This is a genomic window from Streptomyces griseorubiginosus, assembly GCF_001514195.1.
GTDB lineage: Bacteria > Actinomycetota > Actinomycetes > Streptomycetales > Streptomycetaceae > Streptomyces > Streptomyces griseorubiginosus.
In genome coordinates, this window is record NZ_KQ948744.1 from 99,192 (window position 1) to 122,925 (window position 23,734).

The 23,734-nt window shown below is 66.6% G+C and carries 28 protein-coding genes and 2 pseudogenes; 13 read left to right on the forward strand and 17 right to left on the reverse strand.

The features are described 5' to 3' along the window. The first annotated feature begins 5 nt into the window (after positions 1-5). A complete protein-coding gene (locus tag AQJ54_RS35585; protein WP_020140156.1) occupies positions 6-431 on the forward strand; it encodes a DUF2000 domain-containing protein in 426 nt (141 codons plus the stop codon). A 59-nt stretch (positions 432-490) separates the two neighbouring features. On the opposite strand, the gene AQJ54_RS35590 is transcribed toward AQJ54_RS35585, so the two are convergent. Continuing rightward, positions 491-1,870: an MDR family MFS transporter gene (locus AQJ54_RS35590; RefSeq protein WP_062244599.1), complete on the reverse strand. Its 1,380-nt coding sequence runs from the start codon at positions 1,868-1,870 to the stop codon at positions 491-493. 152 nt (positions 1,871-2,022) lie between these two features. Between AQJ54_RS35590 and AQJ54_RS35595 the strand changes: the two genes are divergently transcribed. Together AQJ54_RS35595 and AQJ54_RS35600 are read left to right on the forward strand one after the other, a co-directional pair. After that, complete coding sequence (locus AQJ54_RS35595; RefSeq protein ID WP_062032647.1) at positions 2,023-2,784, forward strand: phosphoglyceromutase; 762 nt, start codon at positions 2,023-2,025, stop codon at positions 2,782-2,784. Positions 2,785-2,896: 112 nt separating this feature from the next. After that, positions 2,897-3,523 (forward strand): hypothetical protein, encoded by a 627-nt coding sequence (locus AQJ54_RS35600; protein ID WP_159055596.1) that lies wholly within the window; start codon positions 2,897-2,899, stop codon positions 3,521-3,523. Between the two features lie 22 nt (positions 3,524-3,545). Here the strand turns inward: AQJ54_RS35600 and AQJ54_RS35605 are convergent. The 12 genes and pseudogenes from AQJ54_RS35605 to AQJ54_RS35655 form a co-directional block, all read right to left on the reverse strand. Further along, a pseudogene (locus tag AQJ54_RS35605) lies at positions 3,546-4,394 on the reverse strand (tyrosine-type recombinase/integrase); the annotation flags it as partial. A gap of 37 nt (positions 4,395-4,431) precedes the next feature. Next, entirely contained in the window at positions 4,432-5,304 is an 873-nt protein-coding gene (locus tag AQJ54_RS45315; RefSeq protein ID WP_062244604.1) for an IS3 family transposase, read from the reverse strand. Continuing rightward, positions 5,301-5,609, reverse strand: coding sequence for a transposase (locus AQJ54_RS35615; RefSeq protein ID WP_062244607.1), 309 nt, complete (start codon positions 5,607-5,609; stop codon positions 5,301-5,303). The genes AQJ54_RS45315 and AQJ54_RS35615 overlap by 4 nt, the downstream gene beginning before the upstream one ends. Before the next feature lie 49 nt (positions 5,610-5,658). Further along, positions 5,659-6,063 (reverse strand): annotated as a pseudogene (locus AQJ54_RS47000) (tyrosine-type recombinase/integrase); the annotation flags it as partial. Further along, positions 6,063-6,302 (reverse strand): helix-turn-helix transcriptional regulator, encoded by a 240-nt coding sequence (locus AQJ54_RS35620; protein ID WP_062244610.1) that lies wholly within the window; start codon positions 6,300-6,302, stop codon positions 6,063-6,065. The pseudogene AQJ54_RS47000 and the gene AQJ54_RS35620, both read right to left, overlap by 1 nt. Next, a complete protein-coding gene (locus AQJ54_RS35625; protein WP_062245064.1) occupies positions 6,295-7,593 on the reverse strand; it encodes a replication initiator in 1,299 nt (432 codons plus the stop codon). The genes AQJ54_RS35620 and AQJ54_RS35625 overlap by 8 nt, the downstream gene beginning before the upstream one ends. Before the next feature lie 138 nt (positions 7,594-7,731). Next, a complete protein-coding gene (locus tag AQJ54_RS35630; protein ID WP_062244613.1) occupies positions 7,732-7,980 on the reverse strand; it encodes a hypothetical protein in 249 nt (82 codons plus the stop codon). A gap of 33 nt (positions 7,981-8,013) precedes the next feature. Further along, positions 8,014-8,199 carry a hypothetical protein gene (locus AQJ54_RS35635; protein ID WP_062244616.1) on the reverse strand — a complete coding sequence of 62 codons (186 nt, stop codon included), beginning with the start codon at positions 8,197-8,199 and terminating at the stop codon, positions 8,014-8,016. Positions 8,200-8,215: 16 nt separating this feature from the next. After that, complete coding sequence (locus AQJ54_RS35640) at positions 8,216-8,407, reverse strand: mobile element transfer protein (protein WP_062244619.1); 192 nt, start codon at positions 8,405-8,407, stop codon at positions 8,216-8,218. Between the two features lie 15 nt (positions 8,408-8,422). After that, on the reverse strand, positions 8,423-9,052 hold the full coding sequence (locus AQJ54_RS35645) for a DUF2637 domain-containing protein (protein ID WP_062244622.1): 630 nt from the start codon (positions 9,050-9,052) through the stop codon (positions 8,423-8,425). 85 nt (positions 9,053-9,137) lie between these two features. Further along, positions 9,138-10,514: an FtsK/SpoIIIE domain-containing protein gene (locus tag AQJ54_RS35650; protein WP_062244624.1), complete on the reverse strand. Its 1,377-nt coding sequence runs from the start codon at positions 10,512-10,514 to the stop codon at positions 9,138-9,140. Continuing rightward, a complete protein-coding gene (locus AQJ54_RS35655; protein WP_062244627.1) occupies positions 10,514-10,870 on the reverse strand; it encodes an SCO3933 family regulatory protein in 357 nt (118 codons plus the stop codon). The genes AQJ54_RS35650 and AQJ54_RS35655 overlap by 1 nt, the downstream gene beginning before the upstream one ends. A gap of 184 nt (positions 10,871-11,054) precedes the next feature. Between AQJ54_RS35655 and AQJ54_RS35660 the strand changes: the two genes are divergently transcribed. Next, positions 11,055-11,417 (forward strand): hypothetical protein, encoded by a 363-nt coding sequence (locus AQJ54_RS35660; RefSeq protein WP_248845504.1) that lies wholly within the window; start codon positions 11,055-11,057, stop codon positions 11,415-11,417. Positions 11,418-11,439: 22 nt separating this feature from the next. Here the strand turns inward: AQJ54_RS35660 and AQJ54_RS35665 are convergent, their stop codons facing one another. After that, complete coding sequence (locus AQJ54_RS35665) at positions 11,440-12,231, reverse strand: GntR family transcriptional regulator (RefSeq protein WP_062244632.1); 792 nt, start codon at positions 12,229-12,231, stop codon at positions 11,440-11,442. 109 nt (positions 12,232-12,340) lie between these two features. Between AQJ54_RS35665 and AQJ54_RS35670 the strand changes: the two genes are divergently transcribed. From AQJ54_RS35670 to AQJ54_RS44180, 9 genes are all read left to right on the forward strand, one after another. Beyond that, positions 12,341-12,748 carry an NUDIX hydrolase gene (locus tag AQJ54_RS35670; protein WP_062244634.1) on the forward strand — a complete coding sequence of 136 codons (408 nt, stop codon included), beginning with the start codon at positions 12,341-12,343 and terminating at the stop codon, positions 12,746-12,748. Positions 12,749-12,794: 46 nt separating this feature from the next. Then, complete coding sequence (locus AQJ54_RS35675) at positions 12,795-13,223, forward strand: ATP-binding protein (RefSeq protein WP_062244637.1); 429 nt, start codon at positions 12,795-12,797, stop codon at positions 13,221-13,223. After that, on the forward strand, positions 13,223-13,609 hold the full coding sequence (locus AQJ54_RS35680; protein WP_062245068.1) for a hypothetical protein: 387 nt from the start codon (positions 13,223-13,225) through the stop codon (positions 13,607-13,609). Before AQJ54_RS35675 ends, AQJ54_RS35680 begins: the two co-directional genes overlap by 1 nt. 485 nt (positions 13,610-14,094) lie before the next feature. Then, a complete protein-coding gene (locus tag AQJ54_RS44175; protein WP_211278619.1) occupies positions 14,095-15,990 on the forward strand; it encodes an ATP-dependent nuclease in 1,896 nt (631 codons plus the stop codon). Next, complete coding sequence (locus AQJ54_RS35685; protein WP_062244640.1) at positions 15,990-16,199, forward strand: KTSC domain-containing protein; 210 nt, start codon at positions 15,990-15,992, stop codon at positions 16,197-16,199. Before AQJ54_RS44175 ends, AQJ54_RS35685 begins: the two co-directional genes overlap by 1 nt. A 785-nt stretch (positions 16,200-16,984) precedes the next feature. Continuing rightward, positions 16,985-17,803 carry a hypothetical protein gene (locus tag AQJ54_RS35690; protein WP_159055598.1) on the forward strand — a complete coding sequence of 273 codons (819 nt, stop codon included), beginning with the start codon at positions 16,985-16,987 and terminating at the stop codon, positions 17,801-17,803. 259 nt (positions 17,804-18,062) lie between these two features. Continuing rightward, on the forward strand, positions 18,063-19,664 hold the full coding sequence (locus AQJ54_RS35700; RefSeq protein WP_107121202.1) for a restriction endonuclease: 1,602 nt from the start codon (positions 18,063-18,065) through the stop codon (positions 19,662-19,664). Positions 19,665-20,267: 603 nt separating this feature from the next. Then, a complete protein-coding gene (locus AQJ54_RS35705; RefSeq protein ID WP_062244652.1) occupies positions 20,268-20,546 on the forward strand; it encodes a hypothetical protein in 279 nt (92 codons plus the stop codon). 402 nt (positions 20,547-20,948) lie between these two features. Continuing rightward, positions 20,949-21,359: a hypothetical protein gene (locus AQJ54_RS44180; RefSeq protein ID WP_079070161.1), complete on the forward strand. Its 411-nt coding sequence runs from the start codon at positions 20,949-20,951 to the stop codon at positions 21,357-21,359. A gap of 150 nt (positions 21,360-21,509) precedes the next feature. On the opposite strand, the gene AQJ54_RS35710 is transcribed toward AQJ54_RS44180, so the two are convergent. From AQJ54_RS35710 to AQJ54_RS35720, 3 genes are all read right to left on the reverse strand, one after another. Continuing rightward, the gene (locus tag AQJ54_RS35710; RefSeq protein WP_062244655.1) at positions 21,510-22,040 is read right to left on the reverse strand and encodes a DUF5959 family protein; all 531 of its coding nucleotides are present in this window, start codon (positions 22,038-22,040) and stop codon (positions 21,510-21,512) included. 39 nt (positions 22,041-22,079) lie between these two features. After that, entirely contained in the window at positions 22,080-22,418 is a 339-nt protein-coding gene (locus tag AQJ54_RS35715; protein WP_062244658.1) for a hypothetical protein, read from the reverse strand. 664 nt (positions 22,419-23,082) lie between these two features. Next, positions 23,083-23,331: an SCO4226 family nickel-binding protein gene (locus AQJ54_RS35720; protein ID WP_028810048.1), complete on the reverse strand. Its 249-nt coding sequence runs from the start codon at positions 23,329-23,331 to the stop codon at positions 23,083-23,085. Between the last annotated feature and the right edge of the window lie 403 nt (positions 23,332-23,734).

Below are 23,734 nucleotides of genomic sequence, written 5' to 3' on the forward strand. Positions count from 1 at the left end.
GGCGCATGAGTACCGAACCCCTCCGCTTCGACACCAAGATCGCCGTCCTGCTGCGCGAGGACCTGGAGACCTGGCAGCGCCTGAACGTCACCGCCTTCCTGGTCAGCGGCCTGGCCGCGCAGGCGCCCGAGGTGCTCGGCGAACCGTACGAGGACGCCGACGGGGTGCCCTATCTGCCGATGTTCCGGCAGCCGGTCCTGGTCTTCGAGGGCACCAAGGAGACGCTGACGGCGGCCCACGCGCGCGTGCTGTCCCGCTCGCTGCCGCGCGCGCTCTTCACGAGCGACCTGTTCGCGACGGGCAACGACCGGGACAACCGCGCGGCGGTCCGGGCGGTCGCGACGGCGGACCTGGACCTGGTGGGGCTGGCCGTGTACGGGCCGCGAAACGCCGTGGATAAGGTGCTCAAGGGGGCGCGGATGCATCCGTGACGGAGGGGGCGGACCGGTCGTGGCCCCGGGGCGGGCGCGCCGCCGACGCGCCTGTGGGATCAGGCCGGGGCGGCTTCGGCGGCGGCCGGCTTCTCGGGTACGGCGATATCGGCGGCCGTTTCCCCGAGTGCGGCGGTCTCGGCGGCGGCTTCCCCGGGTGCGGCGGTCTTGACGGCCGCTTCCCCGGGTGCGGCGGTCTCGGCGACCGCTTCCCCCGGTACGGTCGCCTCGGCGGCCGTTTCCTCGGGCAGGTGCCGCATCAGGGCCGCGTACCCCACGGCCGCGACCGTCCCGACGACCGCGCACAGCCCCCACAGCCAGGCGGCGCCGTAACGGTCGATGACGAAACCGGACATCAGGGGCGCGACGAGGGCGGCGAGGGACCAGGACAGGGTGTACATGCCCTGGTAGCGCCCGCGGCCGTGGGCGGGGGAGAGGCGGACGACGAGCCCGGTCTGGGTGGGCGCGTTGATCATCTCGCCGAGCGTCCACACGCACACGGTGAGGGCGAAGAGGCCGACGGACCCGGCGAAGGCGGTGAGCCCGAAGCCGTACCCCGCGAGCAGCGACGAGACGACGAGGAGCCGCTTCGGGTCCCGGTGCTGGATGAACCGGGTCACGGGGATCTGGAGGGCGACGATCAGGACCCCGTTGAGGGCGATGGCCAGGCCGTAGTCGGCGGGGGTGAACCCGGCGGCGCCCATCGCGACGGGCAGGCCGATGGAGCCCTGCTGGAAGATCACGGCGACCAGGAAGGACAGTCCAACGACGCTCATGAAGCGTCCGTCGCGCAGGACGGCGGCGAGGCGGACGTCGTCGGAGACCTTCCCGGCGTGCTGGGCGACGGGCCGTGACTCGGGCAGTTTGAGGAAGACGACGACCGCGCAGACGGCGGTCATCCCGGCCTCGACGAGGAAGCCCGCGAGATAGCTGAACTCGGCGATGAACCCGGCGCCCATGGAGGAGACGGCGAAGCCGAGGTTGATGGCCCAGTAGTTGAGCGAGAAGGCCCGCACCCGGTCCTCGGGCCGCACGATGTCGGCCATCATGGCCTGCACGGCCGGCCGGGACGCGTTGGAGGCCATGCCGACCAGGAACGCGACGCCGGCGATGGCGACGGGGTGCTGCATGAAGCCGAGCAGCGCGACGGAGGCGGCGGTCGACGCCTGGGCCACGAGCAGGGTGGGCCGACGGCCCAGCCGATCGGTCATGACCCCCGCCCCGAGCGACGACACGACGCCGCCGAGCCCGTGCAGGGAGGCGACGAGACCGGCGTAGGAGGCGGAGTAGCCGCGGTCCAGGGTGAGGTAGAGCGCCATGAAGGTGGCGACGAAGGCGCCGAGCCGGTTGACGAGGGTGCTGGTCCACAGCCACCAGAACTCACGGGGGAGCCCGGAGACGGTCTCGCGGGTGGCGCGTCTCAGGGTGGCGAGCGGCATGGACGGTCCCCCATGTATGTAAGTGTCCCGGATGGCAGGCACAACTTACGAAGGCGGGTCGGCGGTCGGCCACTCAATTAACAGATCCCGTCAACCGTCCGTCTGTCGAGCGGGCACTACCGGGATCGAAGGCGTGGATTACGCTCATACGCATGGCCGACGCACCGTACAAGCTGATCCTCCTCCGCCACGGCGAGAGCGAGTGGAACGCGAAGAACCTGTTCACCGGCTGGGTGGACGTCAACCTCAACGAGAAGGGCGAGAAGGAGGCAGTCCGCGGCGGCGAGCTCCTGAAGGACGCCGACCTCCTGCCCGACGTGGTCCACACGTCCCTCCAGAAGCGCGCGATCCGCACCGCCCAGCTGGCGCTGGAGTCCGCGGACCGCCACTGGATCCCGGTCCACCGCTCGTGGCGCCTGAACGAGCGCCACTACGGCGCCCTCCAGGGCAAGGACAAGGCGCAGACCCTCGCGGAGTTCGGCGAGGAGCAGTTCATGCTGTGGCGCCGTTCCTACGACACGCCCCCGCCGCCCCTCGAGGACGGCACGGAGTTCTCCCAGTCGGAGGACCCCCGTTACGCCTCCATCCCGCCGGAGCTGCGGCCCCGCACGGAGTGCCTGAAGGACGTCGTCGTCCGCATGCTCCCGTACTGGTACGACGGCATCGTCCCGGACCTCCTGGCCGGCCGCACGGTCCTGGTCGCGGCCCACGGCAACAGCCTCCGCGCCCTGGTCAAGCACCTGGACGGCATCTCGGACGCAGACATCGCGGGCCTCAACATCCCGACGGGCATCCCCCTCTCCTACGAACTCGACGCCTCCTTCAAGCCGCTGACCCCGGGCGGCAAGTACCTCGACCCGGACGCGGCCGCGGCAGCGATCGAGGCGGTCAAGAACCAGGGCAAGAAGAAGTAACCGAACGCCAGGAAGCCCCCGACCTGCGAGTTTCTCGCGGGGCGGGGGCTTTTTGGTCAGGCTGGGCCGTCTGTGGGCCGTGCGCTGCTCAGGCATCCGCCACAATGCGGACGTGGACGTGACAGATCTCGCCGTGAAGGTGGGCACCGGGGCCCTGGGCGGCGCTACAGCTTCCCTGTTCCTCGCCAGCTACGTGGCTCAGCGCCAAGAGCGGGGGAAGTTGCGAGCAGCGGATCTTGACGCCCTGCGTTCGTACATAGCCCAGCGCCTTTCACACTTGGCGCTGCACTGGCATCGCTACTCCGTGACCAAGAGCTATCCGGGGCAGTTCTTGAAGAGCGGGAGCCAGGACGCCATGGCAGTTGAGTTGGTCCGGTTGTGTCTGAGGCTCTCTGAGCGCCAACAGCGACGAATCCGCAAGCAGCTGGTTGTGATCTTCGGTGAGCTGACCGTCACCTGCGCCGAGGAACTTGCCATGACCCCGGCTTTCGATGGCACACACGCACCTGTTGCGGAGCCGTCAAAAGTCGGCTGGCGGATGATCCCCACCGAGGCTTGGCAGGGGACGGCGGTTAGCAAGATGGAACAGCTTGGTGATCTCAGCGTCGGAGGTGGAAGCCTCCGGGCGTTTGCCGATTCGATGACCGAAGCCTCAAAGTACGACGCAGTCCGCCGTGACTTCGAGGCTCTGCTCAAGATGGTTGGCGGGCGTCCAGGCCTGGGCCGGAACAAGAAGTAGCCCCCGCGCTTCTGCGGTCGATTCAGTCTCGCTCGGAGGAGTAGAGGGCCGCCACGGCCTTACGCGTGCGCTCCTGACTGGACGGCATGAGGTGCGCGTAGACCCGCAGCGTGAGGCCCGGGTCCGAGTGGCCAAGGTACTCGGCCAGGGCCTTGATGTTCTCCCCAGCGTCCAGGAGCACCGAGGCGTAGAAGTGGCGGAGCGCATGCATGCCGTTCTCGCGAGATTCGGCGTACGGCTGGCCCTGCTTCCGCTCGGGGATCACTTCAGCCGAGGCCAGCGCCCGCTTCCACGCTTCCTCGTTGAGCGACGTCCGCCAAACGTGACCACCGCGCGGCCCGGTGAAGATCAGCCGCTTGGTCACCGGAGGCCCGTCCGCCACCTTCCACGGCAAGGTGATGTCGACCGGCGGGAACCGCTTCATGTGGGCACGCAGGGCATCAGCGACCGGCCCGGGAAGCGGCACGTCCCGGAGCTTGCCACCCTTGGGCGGGGCAAAGACGGCCTTGCTCCGGCTCAGCTTGAGCTGCTGGACCACGTGGAGCGTGTCCGACTCGAAGTCGATCGCGTCGACGGCCACCCCGAGGATCTCGCCCTGGCGCAAGCCGCAGCCGCCACCCAGATCGACCATGGCCCGGAACCGCTCGGGCATGCCGGCCCGGACGGCAAAGACCCGTTCCGGTGTCCAGGGGGCGACGCGCCTGTCATCGACGGTCGGCGGCCGGACCGATCGAGCCGCACACGGATTCCTGGGAAGGTGCCCGTCATCCACGGCCGCACTGAGGGCGGCACGCACGTTGGAGTAGATAGTGCGGGCGTACGAGCCTCGGATGCCGTTCTCGCTCAGCTGCCGCACCCAGTCCCGGATTGAGCTTGTTCCGCTTTGACGGACACCATCGGTGTGGTGGTCAGGCTGCGAGTGCGGTCTCATACTCAGCGGGACTGCGGTAGCCGAGGCTGCTGTGAAGCCGGTGCAAGTTGTACCAGCCCTCGATGAAATCGAAGATCGCGGTTCGGGCCGCGGCTCTGCTGGGCCAGGAGCTCATGGTGAGCAACTCCCTCTTGATGGTGGCGAAGAACGACTCGGCGAGCGCGTTGTCCCAGCACTGTCCGGTGCGGCCGACCGACAGGCGTACGCCCAACTGGTGCGCCAGTGTGGCGAATTGCTGGCTGGTGTACTGACAGCCGCGATCCGAGTGAAAGATCACCGGCCGGGTGGGACGGCGCTTCCGGCAGGCGGCCGTGAGGGCATCGGCGACCAGATCTGTCCGCAGGTGGTCGGCCGTCGCCCAGCCGACCACGCGACGTGAGGCGATGTCGATGACGGTGGCCAGATAGAGCCAGCCCTCCTCCGTGGCGATATAGGTGATGTCGCCGCACCACCGGGCATTCAAGTCGGCGGGGTCGGGCTGGAAGTCCCGGACGACGAGATCGGGCCGAAGGGCAGCCCGTGGATCAGGAATCGTCGTCAGGTGTCGTCGTCTGCGGTGTCGGCCCTCCAGGCCGGCAGCCCGCATCAGCCGCGCCACACGTCGGCGGCCACATCCGGCGCCTGCCCGCTTGAGCACCGCATGAACGCGCGGGGCGCCGTAGGTTCCCCGCGATCTCGTGTGGACGTCGGCGATCTGTTCCGCCAGCTCGGCGTCACGGACCGCGCGGGGACCAGGCTTGGCAGCGCGCCGGGCATAGAAGGCGGTTCGGGAGACCTTCAGCAGCTCACACGCTCGTTTGACGCTGTGACCTGCACGCTTCTCCGCCTCGATGAACGGGTGCACCGTCACCGGGTCTCCTTCGCGAAGAAAGCCGTCGCACGCTTGAGGACCTCGACGTCCTCACGCAGACGGCGGTTCTCCCGCCGCAACGCGGCCAGCTCCTCGCGTTCACTGCTGGTCAGGCCGTCCCGCTCGCCCGCATTGACCTCGGCCTGCTTCGCCCAGTCACGCACCGCGGTCTCGGTCAGATCGAAGTCCTTGGCGATCTGACCGACCGAGCGGTCACCGCGTCGGCACAGCTCGACGATCTCCGCCTTGAACTCCGGCGTGAACGAGCGACGAGGGCGAGGCTTCTTCTTCCCCATGCTCTCCATGATGGACATCCTCTCGGGGCTGAACCCCTGATCTCGAATGTCCGTCAAAGCGGATCAAGCCCAGGATATGCGCAGGCTGGAAGGAGCCGAGCGGTCGCGATCCCAGGTACGGGAAGGCGTGCAGCCGAAGCTGTGACTCCATCGAAGCCTGAGTGTTCGGGTCAGCCCCCTGGGTGGATACCCATGTCTCGGCGTATTGCTGGAAGGTGATCCGAGCGGCGCGCGGGTCGATGTACTGCCCGCGTGCCATGTCCGCTTCGGTGTGGGCGAGCCACTGGTCAGCAAGCCGCTTCTGTCTGTCGGGGAAGCTCTTGGACTTCTCCGTACCGTCCGGGCCAACGTACCGCGCGCGGTAGCGGGCGCCCGAGCCATAGCGGTCGCTCTTCACTCTGCGGGCCTTGCCGTCCGGACCGACCTCGGTCTTGTACCAGCGGTCTTGGATGTGTCCGGCCATCAGGCAGCCGCCCCCTCACGCTGGGAGTCCACCCAGGCCCGCACGTCGGCCGGGTCGAAGCGAAGGTGCCGGCCGACACGGAACCCACGGGGCCCGGTGCGCTTGCGTCGCCACTGGTAGACCGTCTCGACGCTGGGCAGCTCGAACATCTCCACCAGGTCGTCAGGCGTCAGGTACCGCGAGGGCAGGGTGCGCGGTTCGGTGGCCACGTCGGCCAGGGCGAGGCGTCGGCTAGCCATGGGTGGGCTCTCCTTCGGTTCCGGGTGCGGGTTCGATGGACGCGGCCAGCCAGGCTTCGGCGTCAGACAGTCCAGTCCCGGCGAAGACCCAGTGCGCGAGTACGTACGTCGTCTCGGGGCCCGGTTCGTTTGCTGCTGCCTGTGCTCGTCGCCATTCGGCGCGGGCGTTGCGGAGGGCGCCGAGGGTGGTGGAGTAGCGGCGGGACTTGGTGGAGAAGTGGCCGCGGAAGCCGAGCATGTGGGCCCAGGCGCGCAGGCGGAGGTGCTCCAGATCCTTGCGTGCGCCGAGGGCCCAGGCGGTCCGGATGAGGCGGCGGGCGTGCTCGCTGATGTCGAGCTGGGCGAGTTCGGCGACGAACTTCAGCGGCCGGTCGAGAGCTCCCGTGGCCGTCTCCGCGCCCTTGGTGGCGTACTTGGCGATGTAGGCGGCGACGGCGCGCTCGGTCAGCTCCTGGCCGTCGTTGAAGTCGGCGGATCGGATGGTGCGGACGTCGAGTTGGTGGCCGAAGGTGAAGGTGTGGGTGCGGCCGTCGATGACGGGGCCGTCGACTCGGGCCTTGGTGGCGGCGGTTTCTATGGCGTCGGTGAGGAGTTCGGCTGTGGCCCAGGCGGGCGGTGGGGTGTTGCCTCCGCCGGGGCCGTCGATGCGGATGACGGCGTGGAAGTGGACGGCTCCGCGCTTTTGGTATTCGGCGACCTTGGCGAAGGAGACGCGGGCGTGGTCGCGGAGGCGCCGTTGTGAGAGGCCCGCGCGCTTGGCGACTTCCCGGCGGAGGTAGATCGAGAAGCGTCGCCAGAGGGCACCTGCGTGGGCGTTCCAGAGAACGGCGGCTTCGTAGTCGTAGGTGTCGGGGTTGAGTGGGGTGCCGAGGGTGTCGTCGTCCTGGTCGTGGTGGAGGCCGCAGCGGCAGGGGCGGCCGTCGGTGCGGCGGTTGTGGACCGGGCCGAAGCCGGGGGCGGTGAAGGTGGCGAACACGCGGGGGTGGGCGCCGACTTGCTCAGGGGTGCCTTTGCCGCCGCGCAGTCCGGCGGTGATGAGGTGGAAGGTGTCGCGGCGGTAGACCTCGGCGCAGGCCGGGCAGCGGGTGGTGCGGCGGTTGTTGCAGCGGACGAGGAGTTGGCCGGCGGGGAGGCTGGTCGAGTCGAGGTGCTGGAGGATGCGGCCGATCTCGCCGGTGGTGGTGTCGAGGTCGTATTCGGTGCGGTGGCCGTCGAGGTGGATGGGGTGGGTGCAGCCGCCGAGGCCGGAGAGTTGGCGGAGGATACCGGGGAGGGTGCCCTGGGCGGCCATGTTCGCGAGTTCCGGCACGGGGGCCGGGGTGGTGCGGGTGAAGATGGCGTTTCCCTTCTGACTGGCTCGGTCGGGAGGAAGGCCCCGGGGCGGCGTAATGCTTGGTCGTGTGCCGTCGCCCCGGAGGCCGGGCGGTGTCTAGCGGCGGTGCTGGTCGCGGAGCAGGGAGCGCAGGACCACGGCGGCCACGGCTACCGAGATGGCCGTGACGGCGACGGCGGCCAGGAGCGCGGTGAGGACGACTCCGCCGACGACCAGGGCGACGACCGTCTTCTGATCGATGGACACCGAGGGCAGCGAGCGGCGGGCGGGCGCCGGGGCGGTGGCTGCGGTGTGGGTGTGTGCGGGAGGCGGAGTGGGGTTGTCCGGGTACTTGGGCAGGAACACGGCGGAGACTCCTTATCTACTCGTCTAGATGTGTCAGCCGTTTATGACGGTCACGCCGGAGCGCGTGCCGGATTCGATGGCGGGGGCGAGGAAGGTGTGCGAGAGCCAGAAGCCGAAGAGGGCGATCAGGACGACAATCCAGGTGCGGACGCCGAGGAACTTGATCGCTCCCCAGGCGAAGAAGCCGAGGACGACGACGAGCGGAAGACTGACGGTCACGGGAGGGTGGGTCCTTTCAGCGGACGGGGCAGCGGTGGGTGCGGGCGGCCAGTTCGGCGGCGGCGCGGCTGTCGTAGTCGGCGGAGAAGTTGCAGCGCGGGGCGGTGCAGGCGGCGGTGTGCTTCTCGCGGCCCCGGCCGTCGTACGAGGTGGCGACCTGAACGGGGCCGATGCGGGTGACGTTGCGGAAGCGGCGGTTGGCGGTCACGTGGGGGTTCTCCCTTCAGAGTTGGGCGGCGATGGCTTCGGCGAGTGGCGCCGGGACACCGAGGCGGGCGCGGAGGGTGGGGGTGTCGATTGGTGTTCCGGTGCGGGTGTGGTGTTCGGCGGCGACTTTGCGGGCGTGGTCGACGAGTGCGGTCGGCACCGGCACGGGCGGGGTGGGCCGAGGTGGCTCGATGGCGGGTTGGGCGGGCGTTTCGGGTGTGGCTTCGGGCTCGTTCTCCTGGTCCTCGATTAGGTCCGTGCCGTTCTCGCCGGTGGCCGTTTTTGGCGCCGTATGGGCGAGGAGGGTTCCGCCGAGGAAGGCGACCGCGGGCCAGCCCGCGACGAGGATGCGCAGCCAGGCCGGCACGTCGGTCATGTCGAGGAGTCCGGCGGTGGCGACGTTGGCGCCGAGGGACGCGGTGAGGGCGATGACGAACCAGCACCAGGCCGCCGTCTTGGCCGTTCCGGAGCGGAGTCGACGCCAGGCGGCGACGAGCAGCAGGTCAACGCTGATCGGGTAGGCCCACGCCTTCCATCCGTCCTGTCCGGCCGCCATGGCGATGTCGTGGATGTGGGCGAAGGACAGCGCGGCGGCGATGAGCGCCTGAACCAACACCGCGTCGACACGGGCCAGATGGGCGCGCACGGTCCGGCTCCTTTCGGTTTCGGGCATGGCAGGGGTAGGGACGTGGCATGAGGCGGTCACGCCGGCCGGGTGAAGAGGGGGTGCGTCAGTCCGTCACCGGGTGCGGCAGGACTGCCGGGGCCGGGGTCACGACGGGGTGCACGGGGACGTCGGGCCGGAAGCGCTTGAGCGAGGTCAGGTCAGGCACCAGCTGCGCCGATTCCCGGCAGATCTCGGCGGCGTCGCCGAGGGAGAGGTAGGGCGTGCGGATGCGGGACCAGCCGCCGGAGGTGTCGCCCGCGACGGCGAGGCCGGGCAGTTCGGGGGCGATGGCGCAGGCGGCGGAGACCGCTTCCGGGGCGATGTCGCCGAGGGCCATTTTGGCGGAGGCTTCGTCGTTGACGCGGTGGCAGACGCGGCCCGTGAGCTGGGCGCGGAGCATGGTGGCGCCCTTGCCGAGTTCGGCGCCGAAGCGCTGGCCGCACACCTCCAGGTAGATGCCGGCCGCGCGGCCGAGCTGGGCAAGGCGGATGAGCTGGGTGACCATCTCGTCGCGGCGTTCCTCGTCCTTGCGGGTCGCGGTGAGGAAGAGTTCGGCCACCTCGTCGACGAACAGGACGACAGGGGTGGGCCGTTCGCCCCCAGGCAGGCCCCAGACGTCGGAGGTGATCTCCTCGTCCGGAGTGTCGGGCGCGATACCCTGCCGGGCCTTGATCAGGTCGTATCGATCCTCCATTTCTTTGACCAGCACGGGCAGCAGGTCGGCGGCTTCGTCCGGGTCGGTGGCCAGGGCGGACAGGCGGGCGGCGAAGGGCGCCAGTTCGACGCCGCGCTTGCAGTCGATCCCGACGAGGGCGACGGGCTGACGGGCGAGTCCGGCGATGAGGTGACGCAGGTACATGGACTTGCCGGACAGGGTCGCGCCCAAGGTGAGTTGGTGAGGAACGGTCCGGTAGTCCCGCACGAACGGAGTGGCATCCTCCCGCAGGGCGACCGGCACCTTGAGGAACCCGGATACGGTCTTGCGGGGCATGCGCACCCGCCGCAGCACGTCGTAGCCGACGAGCCGCAGTTCGACGACACCGGGCTTGACGGTGGTGACGTAGACGGCGTGAACGCCCCAGGCGTGCCGCAGCCGTTCGGCCGAGGCGGCGACGTCGGCGGGTTCCTGGCCGGGGGCGAGCCGCAGCCGGATGCGCAGCCCGGTCGAGGTGGGCCGGATGATGCCCCGGCGGGGCGGGACCGGCCGCACCTCCCGCCGGGTGGTGGCCTTGACGGCGAGGACCCGGAGCCGGGACGGGGCGACGGTCAGGCCGCACGCTTCCATGACGGAGCTGTACGAGCTGAGCAGGCGGGCGGTGGATATCGGGCCGCCGATGGCGGACCAGTAGACGGCCGGGTACTTGGCCCGGGTGTAGGCGGTCCCGCCGCCGAGCGCGGCGAGGGGACCACCCACCTCCAGGAGTGTCGTCAGGTCGGTCATCAGGCGGTGGCCCCCATGGCGGCCGGGAAGGCAGCCGGAGTGACGGCGGCGGCCCGGAAGGCGATGCCGTGACGCTGCTGGCCGTTGAACACGGACTCCCACGGCCGGGCGACGAGCCCCGGCAGCGAGACCGGAGCGCCCAGGTTCAGGCCCTCTGATACACCGCCCTCGGGCACGGTGACCTTGATCAGCGAGGACTCGCCGTCCTCGATGTAGACGACGCCGAGCGTCATCAGCGCCTCACCGCTGACGGCGTCCTTGGCGATCTCGCCGGTCTGACGGTCGCGGACCTTGGGCTCAGGAGCCTCGGTGAGGAGGATCGTGGCGGCGGAGGTCTCAACACGGATGGTACGCAAGACAGTTTTCCTATCTACTCGTCTATACATGCAGCGATCTGCGAACCCGATCTCCCGGGCTCACGACGATCACCTTGCCACACAACTTGCCCACTCGTCTATACGAGTATGCATGATGAGGTGTACGAGTTCGGGAAGCCTCGCGGACCGGACCGTTGTCAGTGCCCTCGGGCATGCTCTGCCCATGCTGATTGCGACCAACAGCCGGGGCCACGCGGTGAAGCGCCCTTCGAAGCCGAAGATAGGAACGATGCTCGCCGACCTGGATCAGGGCGATCACCTGCTCCTTGAGCGGCAAGACGAGAGCCAGGAAGGCAACTGGTACATCCAGGCGCTGTTCCGCGAGACCAACACCTACCAGCTGGAGTACCGGGACGGCGTTCCCGCTGAGCACTACCAGACGCAGACGGTGTCTCAGGAGAAGGTCCTGCAAGCACTCCTCGACTGGGCGGCCGACAAGCCCGCATGGCGGGAAGGCTTCATGTGGACCAACATCGGCCACTGGCTCACTCCGGCCCCCGAGGACGAGGACGATCCGACCGTCTAGAACTGCGCCGCCGCCCATGTGATCAGGTCGCGGGGAGCTGGTACGACAGGACGTAGGCGTCCGCTGCCATAACCGTGTCGCAGACTTCGACGGCCCGTCCCTCGGTGTCGAAGGCGGTGCGGACGAGATGGATGACGGGCACGCCGGAGGCCAGCCGGAGCGTCTTGACCTCGTCCGGCGAGGGCATCCGGGCCCGGATCTCTTCCTCGAAGTGGTCGAGGCGGTGGCCGAGTTCTTCGAGCCGGGCATAGATGCCGCCGGGCCCGGGGTTGGGTTCGGCGATCTGCGTACCGCGGGCGATATCGAGGGGCAGGTAGGAGGTGGCGAACTCGACCGGCCGGCCGTCGAGGAGATAGCGGCGCCGGCGAGCGAGCACCCGTCGCACAGACCCGAGCCGGGTGGAGATGTCCTGACTGGCCTTCTCTTCCTTGACCTCAAGGCTGTCGACCTGGGGATGGCTGCCGACTGTGTCCGCCTCGACGATGAACGCGGACTTGCCCTGCTCGCGATGCCGGCGGGCGAAGCGGTCGGAGGCGAGGCGCCGCACGGGGGGCCGGGGCCGGACGAAGACGCCCTTGCCGTGCTCGGCGTGGACGAGTCCTTCCCCTTGGAGGATGGAGAAGGAGTTTCGGACGGTCATCCGGGATACCCCGTAGTGGTCCACAAGCTCCGCCTCGGAGGGCAGCTTCTCGCCCTCCCTGAATCGCCCGCGGTCGATGGCCTCGCGCAGCTGGTCGGCGATCTGCCGGAAGACCGCACGATCGCTCGTGGGGTCGAGATCACCGAGTTGGCCGGAGGGAAGAGCAGGGGTCACGAGTGCACTCCTTTAGGTATCTAGACGTGTGGGCGAGTGTTGTTGCTACGGTGGAGAGCCTAGCCATCCGAGAGGGCCGAGGAACGTGAGCACAGAACGCCCGCACTCCGTGAGCGTGGCCGGAGTCGTCATCGACGACTTGGGCCGGGCCCTCCTGATCCAGCGCCGGGACAACGGCAAGTGGGAACCCCCGGGCGGCGTCCTCGAACGCGAGGAGACCATCCCCGAGGCCCTGCAACGCGAAGTCCTCGAAGAGACCGGCATCAAGATCGCCCTCCCGGCGACTCTCACCGGCGTCTACAAGAACATGACGGGTCTGATCGTCTCCCTGGTCTTCCGCTGCCAGGCCGCCGACGGCACGCCCACCACCGGCGACGAGACCCGCGCGCTGCGCTGGGCGACCCGCGACGAAGTCTCCGAGCTTGCCGACGAGGCGTACGCCATCCGCGTCCTGGACGCGATGGGCGCGGCGTCTCCACCTGCCATCCGCGCCCATGACGGCGTGAAACTCGTCTAGCCCGAACCCGCTGCACATGGCGGCCTACCAGCATGAAGGAACTTGTATGCACGAGTATACGAGTACGGCCCGGGTCTGGGGGCTCACTTGCCCAGGTTTCCCGGAAGAGGTCAGCCGGGCCCGCCGCTGGACCCGCGACATCCTGCGCGGATCGCCATGGGCCGAGGACGCCGAACTGATCGTGAGCGAGCTGAGCGCGAACGCGATCCTTCACACGGCGAGCGGCCTGGGGTCGGGCAGCTTCCACCTGGCACTGGCGGTATCGGCACAGGCCATCGCGCTGTCGGTCACGGATGGCGGAGGTGCTGGCACCGCCCCGAAGGTCGAGCGCCAGGACCAGGACGCCGAGCACGGTCGGGGCTTGGGCATGGTCAGCGTGATCGCTCACCGGGTCGTGGTCCACGAGAGTGACGGTGGCCACACGGTCACCGCGGAGTTGTTCACAGACCCGCCCGCGGGAGGCCACCCGTGCTGATGGACAAGCCGAAGCGGGGCTACTGGTGCGAGTGCTGGACCCAAGACCTCACAGGCGAGACGCGGCCGGTTCTCCGGGCGTCCTTCGACGCGTACTCGGCTCCGCAGGCCGACAGATGGGTAGCGGTCGCACTGCGCACGATCTCACCAGCACTGGATCCGGACGCGTCCCAGGAAGCATGGGAGTGGCTGTACGACGGCCGTATCGCGACGAGGAAAGCACTGCTGCGCGCCGAGCCCTGCGCCGTGACGCTCACCCAGGCCCGCACCCGCATCACATGGACGATCCGACCCGTGATCTTCCTTCCACTGGCACATCGCCAAGGAGTCGAACTTCCGTCCTGCGCGCACGACTTCAAACCGCACGCATCCCAGAAGACCAACTGAGTTACAACTTTCTCTACTGGTTCAAGGCGGCTCGCTCCGCTCCCCGCGCGCGGCCCGGCCGCCGGCCGGGCCTGCGCTCCTGTCTTCGCCCCGCTCCAGCCCGCCCGGCGCCCGTGCCGCGCACATGGCGATCAGCCACCTGATGCCAGAGAAGGGGTACGTCGTGGCTGGGGCGGTCGGCTCCACGGCTTTACGGAGCCACTTTGGCGCGAGCCTCGAAGATCATGGCCCCCACGTCGTGCTTTACCGGGCAGGTCCACAGACTGCCCGACGCGCCGGAAGCTTACGGGGCCATGATCACTCGCGCCAAAGCAGCGCCACCCCAAAGCCGCTACGCCGACCGCGCTGCCCATCGCCCCATGGAACAGGTGTTCCAGTCATGAACTGATGCCTATGAGTGCAGGCTGGCCAACGTTTCAAAAATTACCAATGTGGAGAAACAGGTTGCTTGTGAACGGCGCGGACCCTCACCATGAAGCATGAGGATGATCCGGGCGCGGATCGAGAACTTCCGCTGCCTCCAATTTGCCGAAGTACGCTTCGATAACGTTACTTCAATTATTGGCCCCAACGGCGTGGGCAAGTCGACAATTTTGCGCGCACTGGATTGGTTCTTCAATGGCGAAAAGGGAACGTCGCTAAGTACCGACGACCTTTGCGTCAGCACTAAAGCTGGGCGCATTCTCGTAGAGGTAGAATTCGACTCGCTTACGCCGAATGATCGCGAAGAACTTGGTTACTACGCCCCGGAAGGGGTGGACAGCGTATTGATTCGGCGCACCTGGGATAATGGCGATGACAAGATCACTGGGAAGGGTCTGACCTTCCCCCCTTTTGAGATGGTGCGAAGCCAGCCCAACGCTACCGCGAAGCGCCGAGCTTACAACTCCCTCCGTGAAGAGCGTCCTGAAATTTCCCTTCCATCCGCGGGAAACGAGGCGCAAGTCGACGAGGCAATGATCGTTTGGGAGAGAAACCACCCCGACCAGCTAGAAGAATCTGAAATTCAAGCCACCAATTTTTTCGGGTTCGCAGGGAAGGGAAAGCTCTACAGCCTCTTCGAATTCATCCTGGTAAGCGCAGATCTACGCGCGCTTGAGGAGTCAACTGACACTCGCTCAGCCATCTTTGGGCGAATCATCGAGCGGGCGGTAGATAGAAAAGTCGCCGATGCCGAACTGGCAGATCTTGACGATCGTCTCAATCTAGAGCGTGCTCGCATTGCCACCAAGAACTTCGGCCCTCAGCTTGACCTTATTTCCAAGGAACTAACCAAGGCCGTGGAAGTATTTTCCGCCGGCAGGGATGTCCTTGTCTCTCCGGTAGATAACCCGTACAAGCCCATTAAGGCTTCATTTAAGGTTAGCATCGTCGACGGCCCCGTTGAGACGGGCGTGGAGCGCCAGGGACACGGATTTCAGCGCGCCATGATCATTGCTGCCCTAAAGCTACTCTCAGATAGAGGCACCGATGGTCCTCGATCAAAGGCGGTATGTCTAGCTATCGAAGAACCGGAGCTGTACCAACACCCCGTTCAGGCTCGCGCTTTCTCTCAGGTGCTGCGGAAAATTGCAGAAGACCCCAATCAGATGGCACAGGTGGCCTACGCGACTCACAACCCAATCTTCGTAGACCCGCACAATTTCCATGAGATCCGACGCATCAGCAGAGTGTCAAACGAGCCTAACGGACGGGCGATCTCGATCGCGCACGTGCGAGTCGAGGATGTGATCGAATCACTTTCTGGATTCGTTCCGGAAGATCGTGTTAAGAAGCAAATCGGCGCAGCAATCCTTCATCGATTGGCTGAGGCTCTATTTGCATCTGCTGTCGTTCTCGTCGAGGGCGACACCGATAAGGCAGTTCTGGAAGGGTGTGCTACGCGTGACGGCACCCCCTTGGCGGTTGAAGGAATTCACGTAGCAGAAGCCGGTAATAAAACGGCTATCTACCTTAACCATGCCATCTTGACCTTGCTAGGGATTCCCTGCTTTGTGGTTTTCGATGCCGACTCTGGAGTCGGCACTCGAATGGAACAGAAGGGAAGGAAGCAGGGTGATATCCGAAATGCCGAGCTTATGGAAAGCGCCGAGAATCGTAGACTCTTCTTGTACCTCGGCCATCGCAATAAGCCGGATTGGCCTCCAACTCATTCGGAGGGCGATTTTGCCGTATTCGCTGACCGCCTCGAAGAGCTACTCAGCGACGAGTGGCCCGAGTGGGGACGGAAGGTAAACGATCTAATCGAATCCGGGCTCGGATACAGCGAAAAGAATTCTTACACTTACGCTAGGGCTTCGATTGAAGCAGGCGGGGAACCGCCAATGGTGATCAAGCAGATCATTCAAAACGTGAAGGCGATGGCTAGGGAGGGCCAATAATGGACCGGTCTCCGGTGGTCTCCTCGAATATTAGATCAATCGGCTACGAGGCTGCTGAAATGCTGCTGGAAGTTGAGTTCCTATCCGGCATCTACCAATATCATCTGGTCCCGGAGAGCGTTTATCTGGAGCTGATGGCGGCTCCGAGTCACGGACAGTACCTCGCACGGGCTATCAAGGGCCGCTACGCGTACAGCAAGGTCGCTTGATCGGTTGAGTGAGGGGCAGGCATCCTTGACCGCTCGACACTAACGGCCTGACCTCACACAGCAGAAATCGAATTGCATGCCGATGGGCCCCCGGCCGAATAACTCGACCGGGGGCCCATCGGCATGCAATTAAATATTCACTTAAGGCACTCCCGTTTTGCAATAGGTGCCTAATCTCCGTCAGCTCAGGTAAGGGGTGGCAGACCGGCCACGCAGTTTGCCCCGACTGCCCCGACTACATCCAACATAGCGACAACAATCAGTTTTACTCTGCCCATAAGCGAACTCCCTTCACTCTGTGCTGTACGGTTTCTGGTGCTTCTTTCCAAGGCCAGACCTGCGAACCGCAAAACAATCAGAGCCAAGACAGCCAGAGCGAGAACTGCCATCTGAGTCGAACAGATGCCACATACCCCTTGCCTCAACTGACGGCAACGACATGCTAACGCCCTCGTGGGCCGCGCGCAGCTACAAGGTCGGGATCAGCCCACGAACCGCCTGCGGCCTGCTCCGGTCGTGCACCATCGGCTGAGGCTCTGACGCACGTCAGGTCGAGCCAGACGCATGCCAGTTCGCGCGGGGAACCACAGGGACAGTGGGGACTGACCTGCGGTGGGACCAGGCCCAAGCGCCGGCCATGCCGCAGGTCAGCACAATAGTTGCCGCCAGAAGACCCAAGCTCCCTCAAGTTGAGGTCAGTAGGACTCAGTACCCGCAAAAACTGGTGGCTGCAGTCCGAAGGACGACAGTAAGGTAGCGCTGGATAACGGGAGTTAGGTCGCAAAGTGGACTTCAGTGATCAAGTTAGTCGTCTAGCGCGAGCCCATCAGCTTGGCGCCGCGCTGTCGGCCGACATGGGTGCGTGGGGCGGTAGCACCCCTTATGGCGTCCGGGCCAGCATCGCGGAAGATCGGCTCAGCTGGGAGCTGCGGCTCCAGGTGTCTCAATCTCCGCCACTTGCCGAGTGGGGCTTCCGCTTTGGTGAGGCCGTCAACCACCTGCGCGCGGCCCTCGACAACCTGATCGTGGCCATCGCGCGGCAGACTGGTGTAACGGACGAGAAGCACCTCAAGGGGCTCATGTTCCCCATCTGTGGCACGCTCAAAGAGTGGAAGAGCCGCCAAAAGGCGCTGGCTTGCTTGCCCGACTGGTGCCGCGATGCTCTGGAGCAGGTGCAGCCGTTCCAGCGATCCGAGCATGGCGGCACCCTTGATGAGGACCTGCTGTTGGTCCTCCGCGAGCTGGACAACAGCACCAAGCATCACCTTCAGGTCAAGCCCGATCTGGCCCCACAGGCCATTCGGCACGCACCGACGGTCGAGTTTGAGACCGAGGCAGGGGCGGCCGCCAGCGTTCCACCCGACACTGAAGTGATTACTGGTCCGTTTGAAGATGGCGCCGTCCTACTCAGGTATCGGACCAAGGGGCGCATCAAGTCAATCAAGGGGCAGTACAACTACACCGCTCAAGTTCAGGCCGTCTGTCCCGACGGTCGGTCTCACGGCGTAACAGACTTGCTGGCGGCCCTGTGGGAGTACACGCGGATCGTTATGAGGCATGTGATGGGCGCGGCCGAACAGGCTGAGGGAAGATCCGGCGCCTAGTTGCTGGCCGGCCCGTCTCAGTTGGCCGACGACACCTCAACAGCGTGGCTGAGGCCAGTGGGAGTGCGGCGAGGCACACGCGCGCCTGGTCGGTTGGTAAACCCGCCATCGTGGCTGGCTGTCGTCGGTTGAGGCACAGGCGACTTGAGTCCGCGATGCACAGTGCCGTCCGGCATAGGTGGCGTCCCTGCCGTGATTCTGCGATGTGGAAGGGGAATGCAGCCCTGTGGCGAAGTAGGGCCAGGGGAGGGGTAGACAGGTGGCGCAGCGGGGCAGCGGCCGAGGTAGCGATTATCAGCGGGAGCAGCAAGCGTTACGACGTGCCCAGGAGCAACAGGCACGACAAGCGGAGCGGGAGCGCAAGGCAGCTGAGACGGCCATCAAGCGGCAGGAGCGCGAGCGTAAAGCCGCATATCAGGAGCAGCAGGCAGAGCAGGCGCAGGTGCGCACGATCGGGGTCGAGCACGAGGTCGAGCAGCTCGGGCAGTTGCTCCGTGACGCGTTGGTGGGGGATCCACCCATGACCTTCGAGCGCCGGCGGAGGATGCACACGCCAACGAAGTTAGACGAGCGTCCCTGGTCCCGTCCGGAGCCTTCGCCACGCTGGGAGGAGTTCGGACCACCGGAGCCCGGGGGTCTGGCTGCTGTCCTGGGTCTTGGCAGGAAGCGTTATGAAGCTGAGGTCGCCGAAGCGCGTGTGCGGTTCGGTGAGGCACAAGAGCGCCACAGGCGGGCCGAGGAGAAGCGGCTGGCAACGCTGGAGCGCAAGCGTGCCGAGCACCGCCAGGCCGAAGCGCAAGCCCTTGACGAGGTGGCGATCTTCAACCGGAAGTTGGACGAGGAGCGCGAGGCGTACAGGGCCGGGGAGCCCGCGGCGGTCGAGGCTCATCTAGGAGCTGTTCTGGATGCGTCGGAGTATCCGTTGGGCTTCCCCCACGAGCATCGGATCGCCTTCCGTCCTGCCACCGGTGACGTACTCGTTGAGATCCACTTGCCTCCAGAGGCGATCGTTCCTGCCGCCCGTGGCTACCGGTATGTGAAGAACCGAGACGAGACGACCGTGCTCCCTCGTCCGGAGAAGGAGCGCAAGGAGATCTACGCCTCCGTCCTGGCACAAGTCGCTCTGAGGACAGTGCATGAGGTCCTGACGAGTGATCCAGACCGGATCGTCAATGGCGTGATCCTGAACGGCCACGTGAGAACCATCGATCGGGCCACCGGCCAGGAGGTCTCACCATGTCTGGTGACGCTCAGCGCCAGCAGGGAGCAGTTCGGGAAGCTCCGTCTCAGTCAGGTTGATCCTGCGCAGTGCCTCAGGGGACTCAACGCTCTGGTGTCTCCCAACCCCTACGATCTCGAACCGATCCGGCCCATCGTCGAGTTCGACCTGTCGAAGTACCGGCTCATGGACAGCATGGATGTAGTCGCCGGCCTGGACAGCAGGCCCGTGCTGGTGAAGCTGACGCCCACCGAGTTCGAGCACCTAATTCGCCAACTGTTCGAGGCCATCGGCATGGAGGCCTGGAACACCCAGGCGTCAAAGGACGAGGGCGTTGATGCGGTGGCCGTCAGCAAGGACCCCGTCTTCAACGGTGAGTGCATCATTCAGGCGAAGCGCTACAGCAAGCTCGTGGGTGTGGAGTCCGTCCAGGCGCTCGCCGGAGTGGTCGAGCACAAACGGGCTGCCAAGGGGGTCCTGATCACCACATCGTGGTTCGGCAGGGCCAGCCACGACTTTGCCCGCCAACACGGCAGGCTCCAGCTCATTGAAGGGCCGGAACTCAAGTACCTGATCAAGGAACACCTGGGCAAGGACGTGATCCCGGGACCGGTTCCCCCGAAGAGGCGACCCTCGCGCTGAGGCCGGCGGGCCGCCCACTCAGACCGAGGAGCTGGGCCGTCCCTGGGCCGTCCGAGGCCGCTCACCAGTGGCCAATGACGACCAACGACGACCACCAGGCGCACGAACTCACCGCCCCTGACCAGCAAAAACCCAGCTCACCAAGATCCCCGGCAAGACCCAGGGCAAGAAGAAGTAACCGAAGCGATCAAGGCCCCTGCCTGCGGTCTCTCCGTCGGCAGGGGTCTTGTTGCCGTGCTGGGGCCCCTCTGGGGCCTTCGTGCCGGTCTGTGCCCCTGGGATCGCGGCCTGACCGAAGCGCAGATGCGCAGGGTGGGCGAACTGGCCGACCGGTCCTCCGAAGCCGAGACGCTCATCCGCTTGGCCTCGAGCGGGCCTGCTGAGCGTCCACGAACGCCGCCGCTGCCCGTCTCACTTTCCCTCTCATTCGGCCCGGTTCACCGGCGTTCAGCCGAGCCCCGTGGCCGATCCCTGCCTGGCACAGAGCCGGGGATGCAGCCGCTCCACAGAGCTGGACACCTCGGGAGCCTGCCGCGCGACTCCATGTCGGTCCGCACAGACCAGGCCCAGGACTCCGCCGGCCGAGGAGGCTACGTTAGGGGCGTGGACGAGGAAGCGATCACCATCAAGCTCACGCGCGATCAGGCGTTCGTGCTGTCGGACTGGCTCCACCAAGTGATGTTCCGGTCCGACGACCTTGAGGGGATCGTGTACGACCGAGCCGTCTGGTCGCCGATCCACACGATCTCCGGATCGCTGGACAAGTCGCTGAGCGAGATCTTCATGCACGACTACGGCCCACGCCTCGAAGCCGCCAAGGATCGTCTCCGCACCCATCTGTACGGGGAAGACGATCAGGGGAACAACGGCGAATCATGGTGAAAGCGACCGAGGGCAAATAAGGCCTGGCGCAGAGCTAACGACCAGGTCAGTGGCACATAGGGTCTTCACGGGACCGTGGGACAGCTGACTAGGGGCCCAGAGCAGCGGAGCACAGCAACCATCGTGGTTGCAGCCGACCGTTAACGCCATCAACGGCCCGCCGGCCAGCCCGCCCGACCTGAATGACTTCCCAGAGTTCGGGAGGAAGAGGTCCGTGCCGGACGCGTGCCAGATCCTGCGGGTAGCCACGGGGAACGAGGGGCAGCCAAGTCGACGGCCACCGAGCGCCAACACCGCTACGCCCCAGGTCAGCCCCACAGCGAGCCCTAGATCGCCTCAGTCTCCCAGGCTGAAATCCCAGTACGCTGCCATCGGCAGGCACCAGCACAGGCGAGGAGCGTCGTGGAACTGTCGCCATCGATGTCGACCCGTCTTGCGAACAGCAGTCTCGGAGTTGTCCCGGGCGTCGGTGCTGTTGCCTACGCAGCGCAAGCCGGGTCGGGCTTCTCGCGGGTCGCGGCCTGTTTCGCTGTGATGGGGTTCGCGGCCCTCTCCGTAAGGGGATACCGGCTCGGCGTGACATGTGAGCGCGGGAGACTCTCGATCCGCGGCTACCTGCGCACACGCGTGATTCCGCGGGAGTACATCACGGAGATCACGGACTTCCCCGCCGTCAGATGGACGACCCGCAAAGGGGGCGAGCGATGGACCCCCATCGCGGCGTTCACGACGAACCCGAGCGAACTCTCGACAACTCGCCTCCACAAAGCCGGTGCCATAAGAGAGCTGCGACAGTGGGCAGGTCGCCAGTGACGGCCCACACAGGGCCAAATCCGAGACCACCGAGATCTCCGGCAAGACCGAGGGCAAGAAGAAGTGACGCGACGCTAATGATCCCCCCACCAGCGGTTTCCTTGCGGGTGGGGGGCTTAACAGTGGTTCCGGGGGCGCTGTTGGGTTACCTCAGGCGGGGGCGTCCTGGTGCCACACGTACGTGCCGGGGGACGGCTCCGCTACCTCGCGCGGGTAGGTGTCCCGGGCCCGGGTCAGCAGGGTGTGCTGGTCGGCGGTCCAGCTCGGCGGCAGGGAGAACAAGGGGATCGTGACCGTTGCCCCTGACGTGGGGCCGTCGTGCACGGTGACCGACATCCGCTCGTGGCCGTCGGGCTGGAAGCGCAGGGACGGGGTTCGACCCGAGGTGAGCCACGTGGCGAACCGCCGGGACTCCAGGGTCGCCAACGTGTCCTCCCAGTCCTCCAGGTCCTCAGGGAGCAGGGTCACCGCGTAGGTGGCCCGAAGGGACTCCGCCACGACGACGATCTCGCATTCGAGGAAGTCGTGGCCGAACAGGACACCCGGCAGTGAGCGGCCCAGTACGCGCACGGAGACGCTGTGACCACTGGTGCCCGGCCGATCGGCCAGGCGGATCAAGTCGACGCCGTCGTCCGTCGATTCCTTCGATTCCTTCGATTCTATGAATCCCACCCCCACCATGTGGCCCGCGCATCTCGCGCTATTTTCCACGACCTCGGTTCAGGAGCGGCAGTCGTTCCACAGAGCTGACAGGTGGGCGGGGATTTCGGGGATGGCGGCGCAGCCCTCGGGGGGAGCCGGGAAGGGGTTGCTGGCCAGGTAGGTCCAGCCGGTGCCGGGGCGGTCGATGAAGTACTTCATCACCGATCCGTCGTCCTGCAGGGCCACCTGCTCGGCCTCCGTGCTGCCTGGCGTGAGCTGGAAGCGGGTGCCGGCGTAGAAGGTTCCGTCGCAACTGCCGTAGTAGAACGTGCCCTTGACTGGCGTGATGTGGGTCAGGCGGGGCTCAGCCTGTGTGCCGTACGCCGCCGTGACGTCCGCCTTGACGGTCGCGGACACCGGCAGCGAGCGGCAGGCGTCGGTCCTGGCGGGGGCGTTGGCGGTGGTGGGCCGGGGGGAGGCTGCGGAACTGCCGGATCCGCCCGAGCCGTTCGATGCCGGCGAATTGGTCGGCTGCTTTGGCGTCTGCGGTGACGACGAAGCTGTTTCCGCTGTGTTCGGTGCGCTGCTGTGGGTGGTGCCGGTGCTCGGTGAGCAGCCTGTCAGTAGGGCCACTGCCGCCGCGGTCATGCCGAGAGCCGCGGCGCGGGACAGGGAACGGTTTCGGGGTGCCATTTCTGACCATTCTCCCTGGTACGTCCAGACAGGGCCGAGATGGCGCAACTCGTGTACGTTCTCCCGGTCTTGTACCCCTAGACGCCGCACCGTGCTCCGCGGTTTCACCGGGTCGCATCCGGCTCGTCCGCCTCACGGGAGGGATGGGGGACACCGGCGGGAACGGCCCGGCCGTCGCAGCGCTGCTCGGGGTCGGTCGGATCGACGGTGGCCGGAGAGCACTGCGGTGGCCGCGGATGGTCAGTCGACGACGACCAGTTGCCCTGACGCCCGGGCAACTGGTCGTCGATGAGCGCCGCCCCCGCGGTGATCGCCTCGACGCCGGGCAGACCAAAGCCCCCCGCCGGCCACGCCAACCGTCACCCGGCGACCCGCCCGCACCCCACCGTCACACCGACAACGGCACCGGATGGACCTCGTCCGCCTTGTGGCCGGTCCTTTCGTGGATGCGTTGGACCGCTTCCGGGGAAGGTGCCTCCGAGAGGCAGTACACGGTGCCGGACTCTGGGTCCGCCCAGGCGCGTTCGAAGTGCACGCCCTCTTCTCCTTCTATCGCCAGGTCCGCCTGATGGGCCTCCATCAGCTGCTCGGCCGTGATGCCGTGCATTCCTCGGTGTACGTCCATGTACCGGGCCATCGCCTTTACCTCCTCGCCGTCACACATCGGCGGCGTCATCCCCGAGCCGTACGGTTGCCGCCCCCGTCCTGTCCCCGTCCCCGTCCGTCCTCGTCCCGTCCTCGTCCCGCCCCCGTCCCGTCCTCGTCCCGTCCCTCCTCCATGCTGCGCCTCCCCACCCGACCGGGCGACCCGAGCACCCGGCGTCGGAACAGCCCCCGGCACGACGAAGGGCCCCGGGAACACCCCGGAGCCCCTCACCGCCGTACAGGAAATGTCGTACCGGAAATCTCAGCCGCACTGACACGGGTTGCCCGACTGGCACCCGCACCCGCATCCCGACCCGCAGCCGCACGCGCCGATGACCGACAGGGTCCTGATCGCGGTGGGCTGCTCGGTCGGGCGTTCCTGGGTGGGGTCGGAC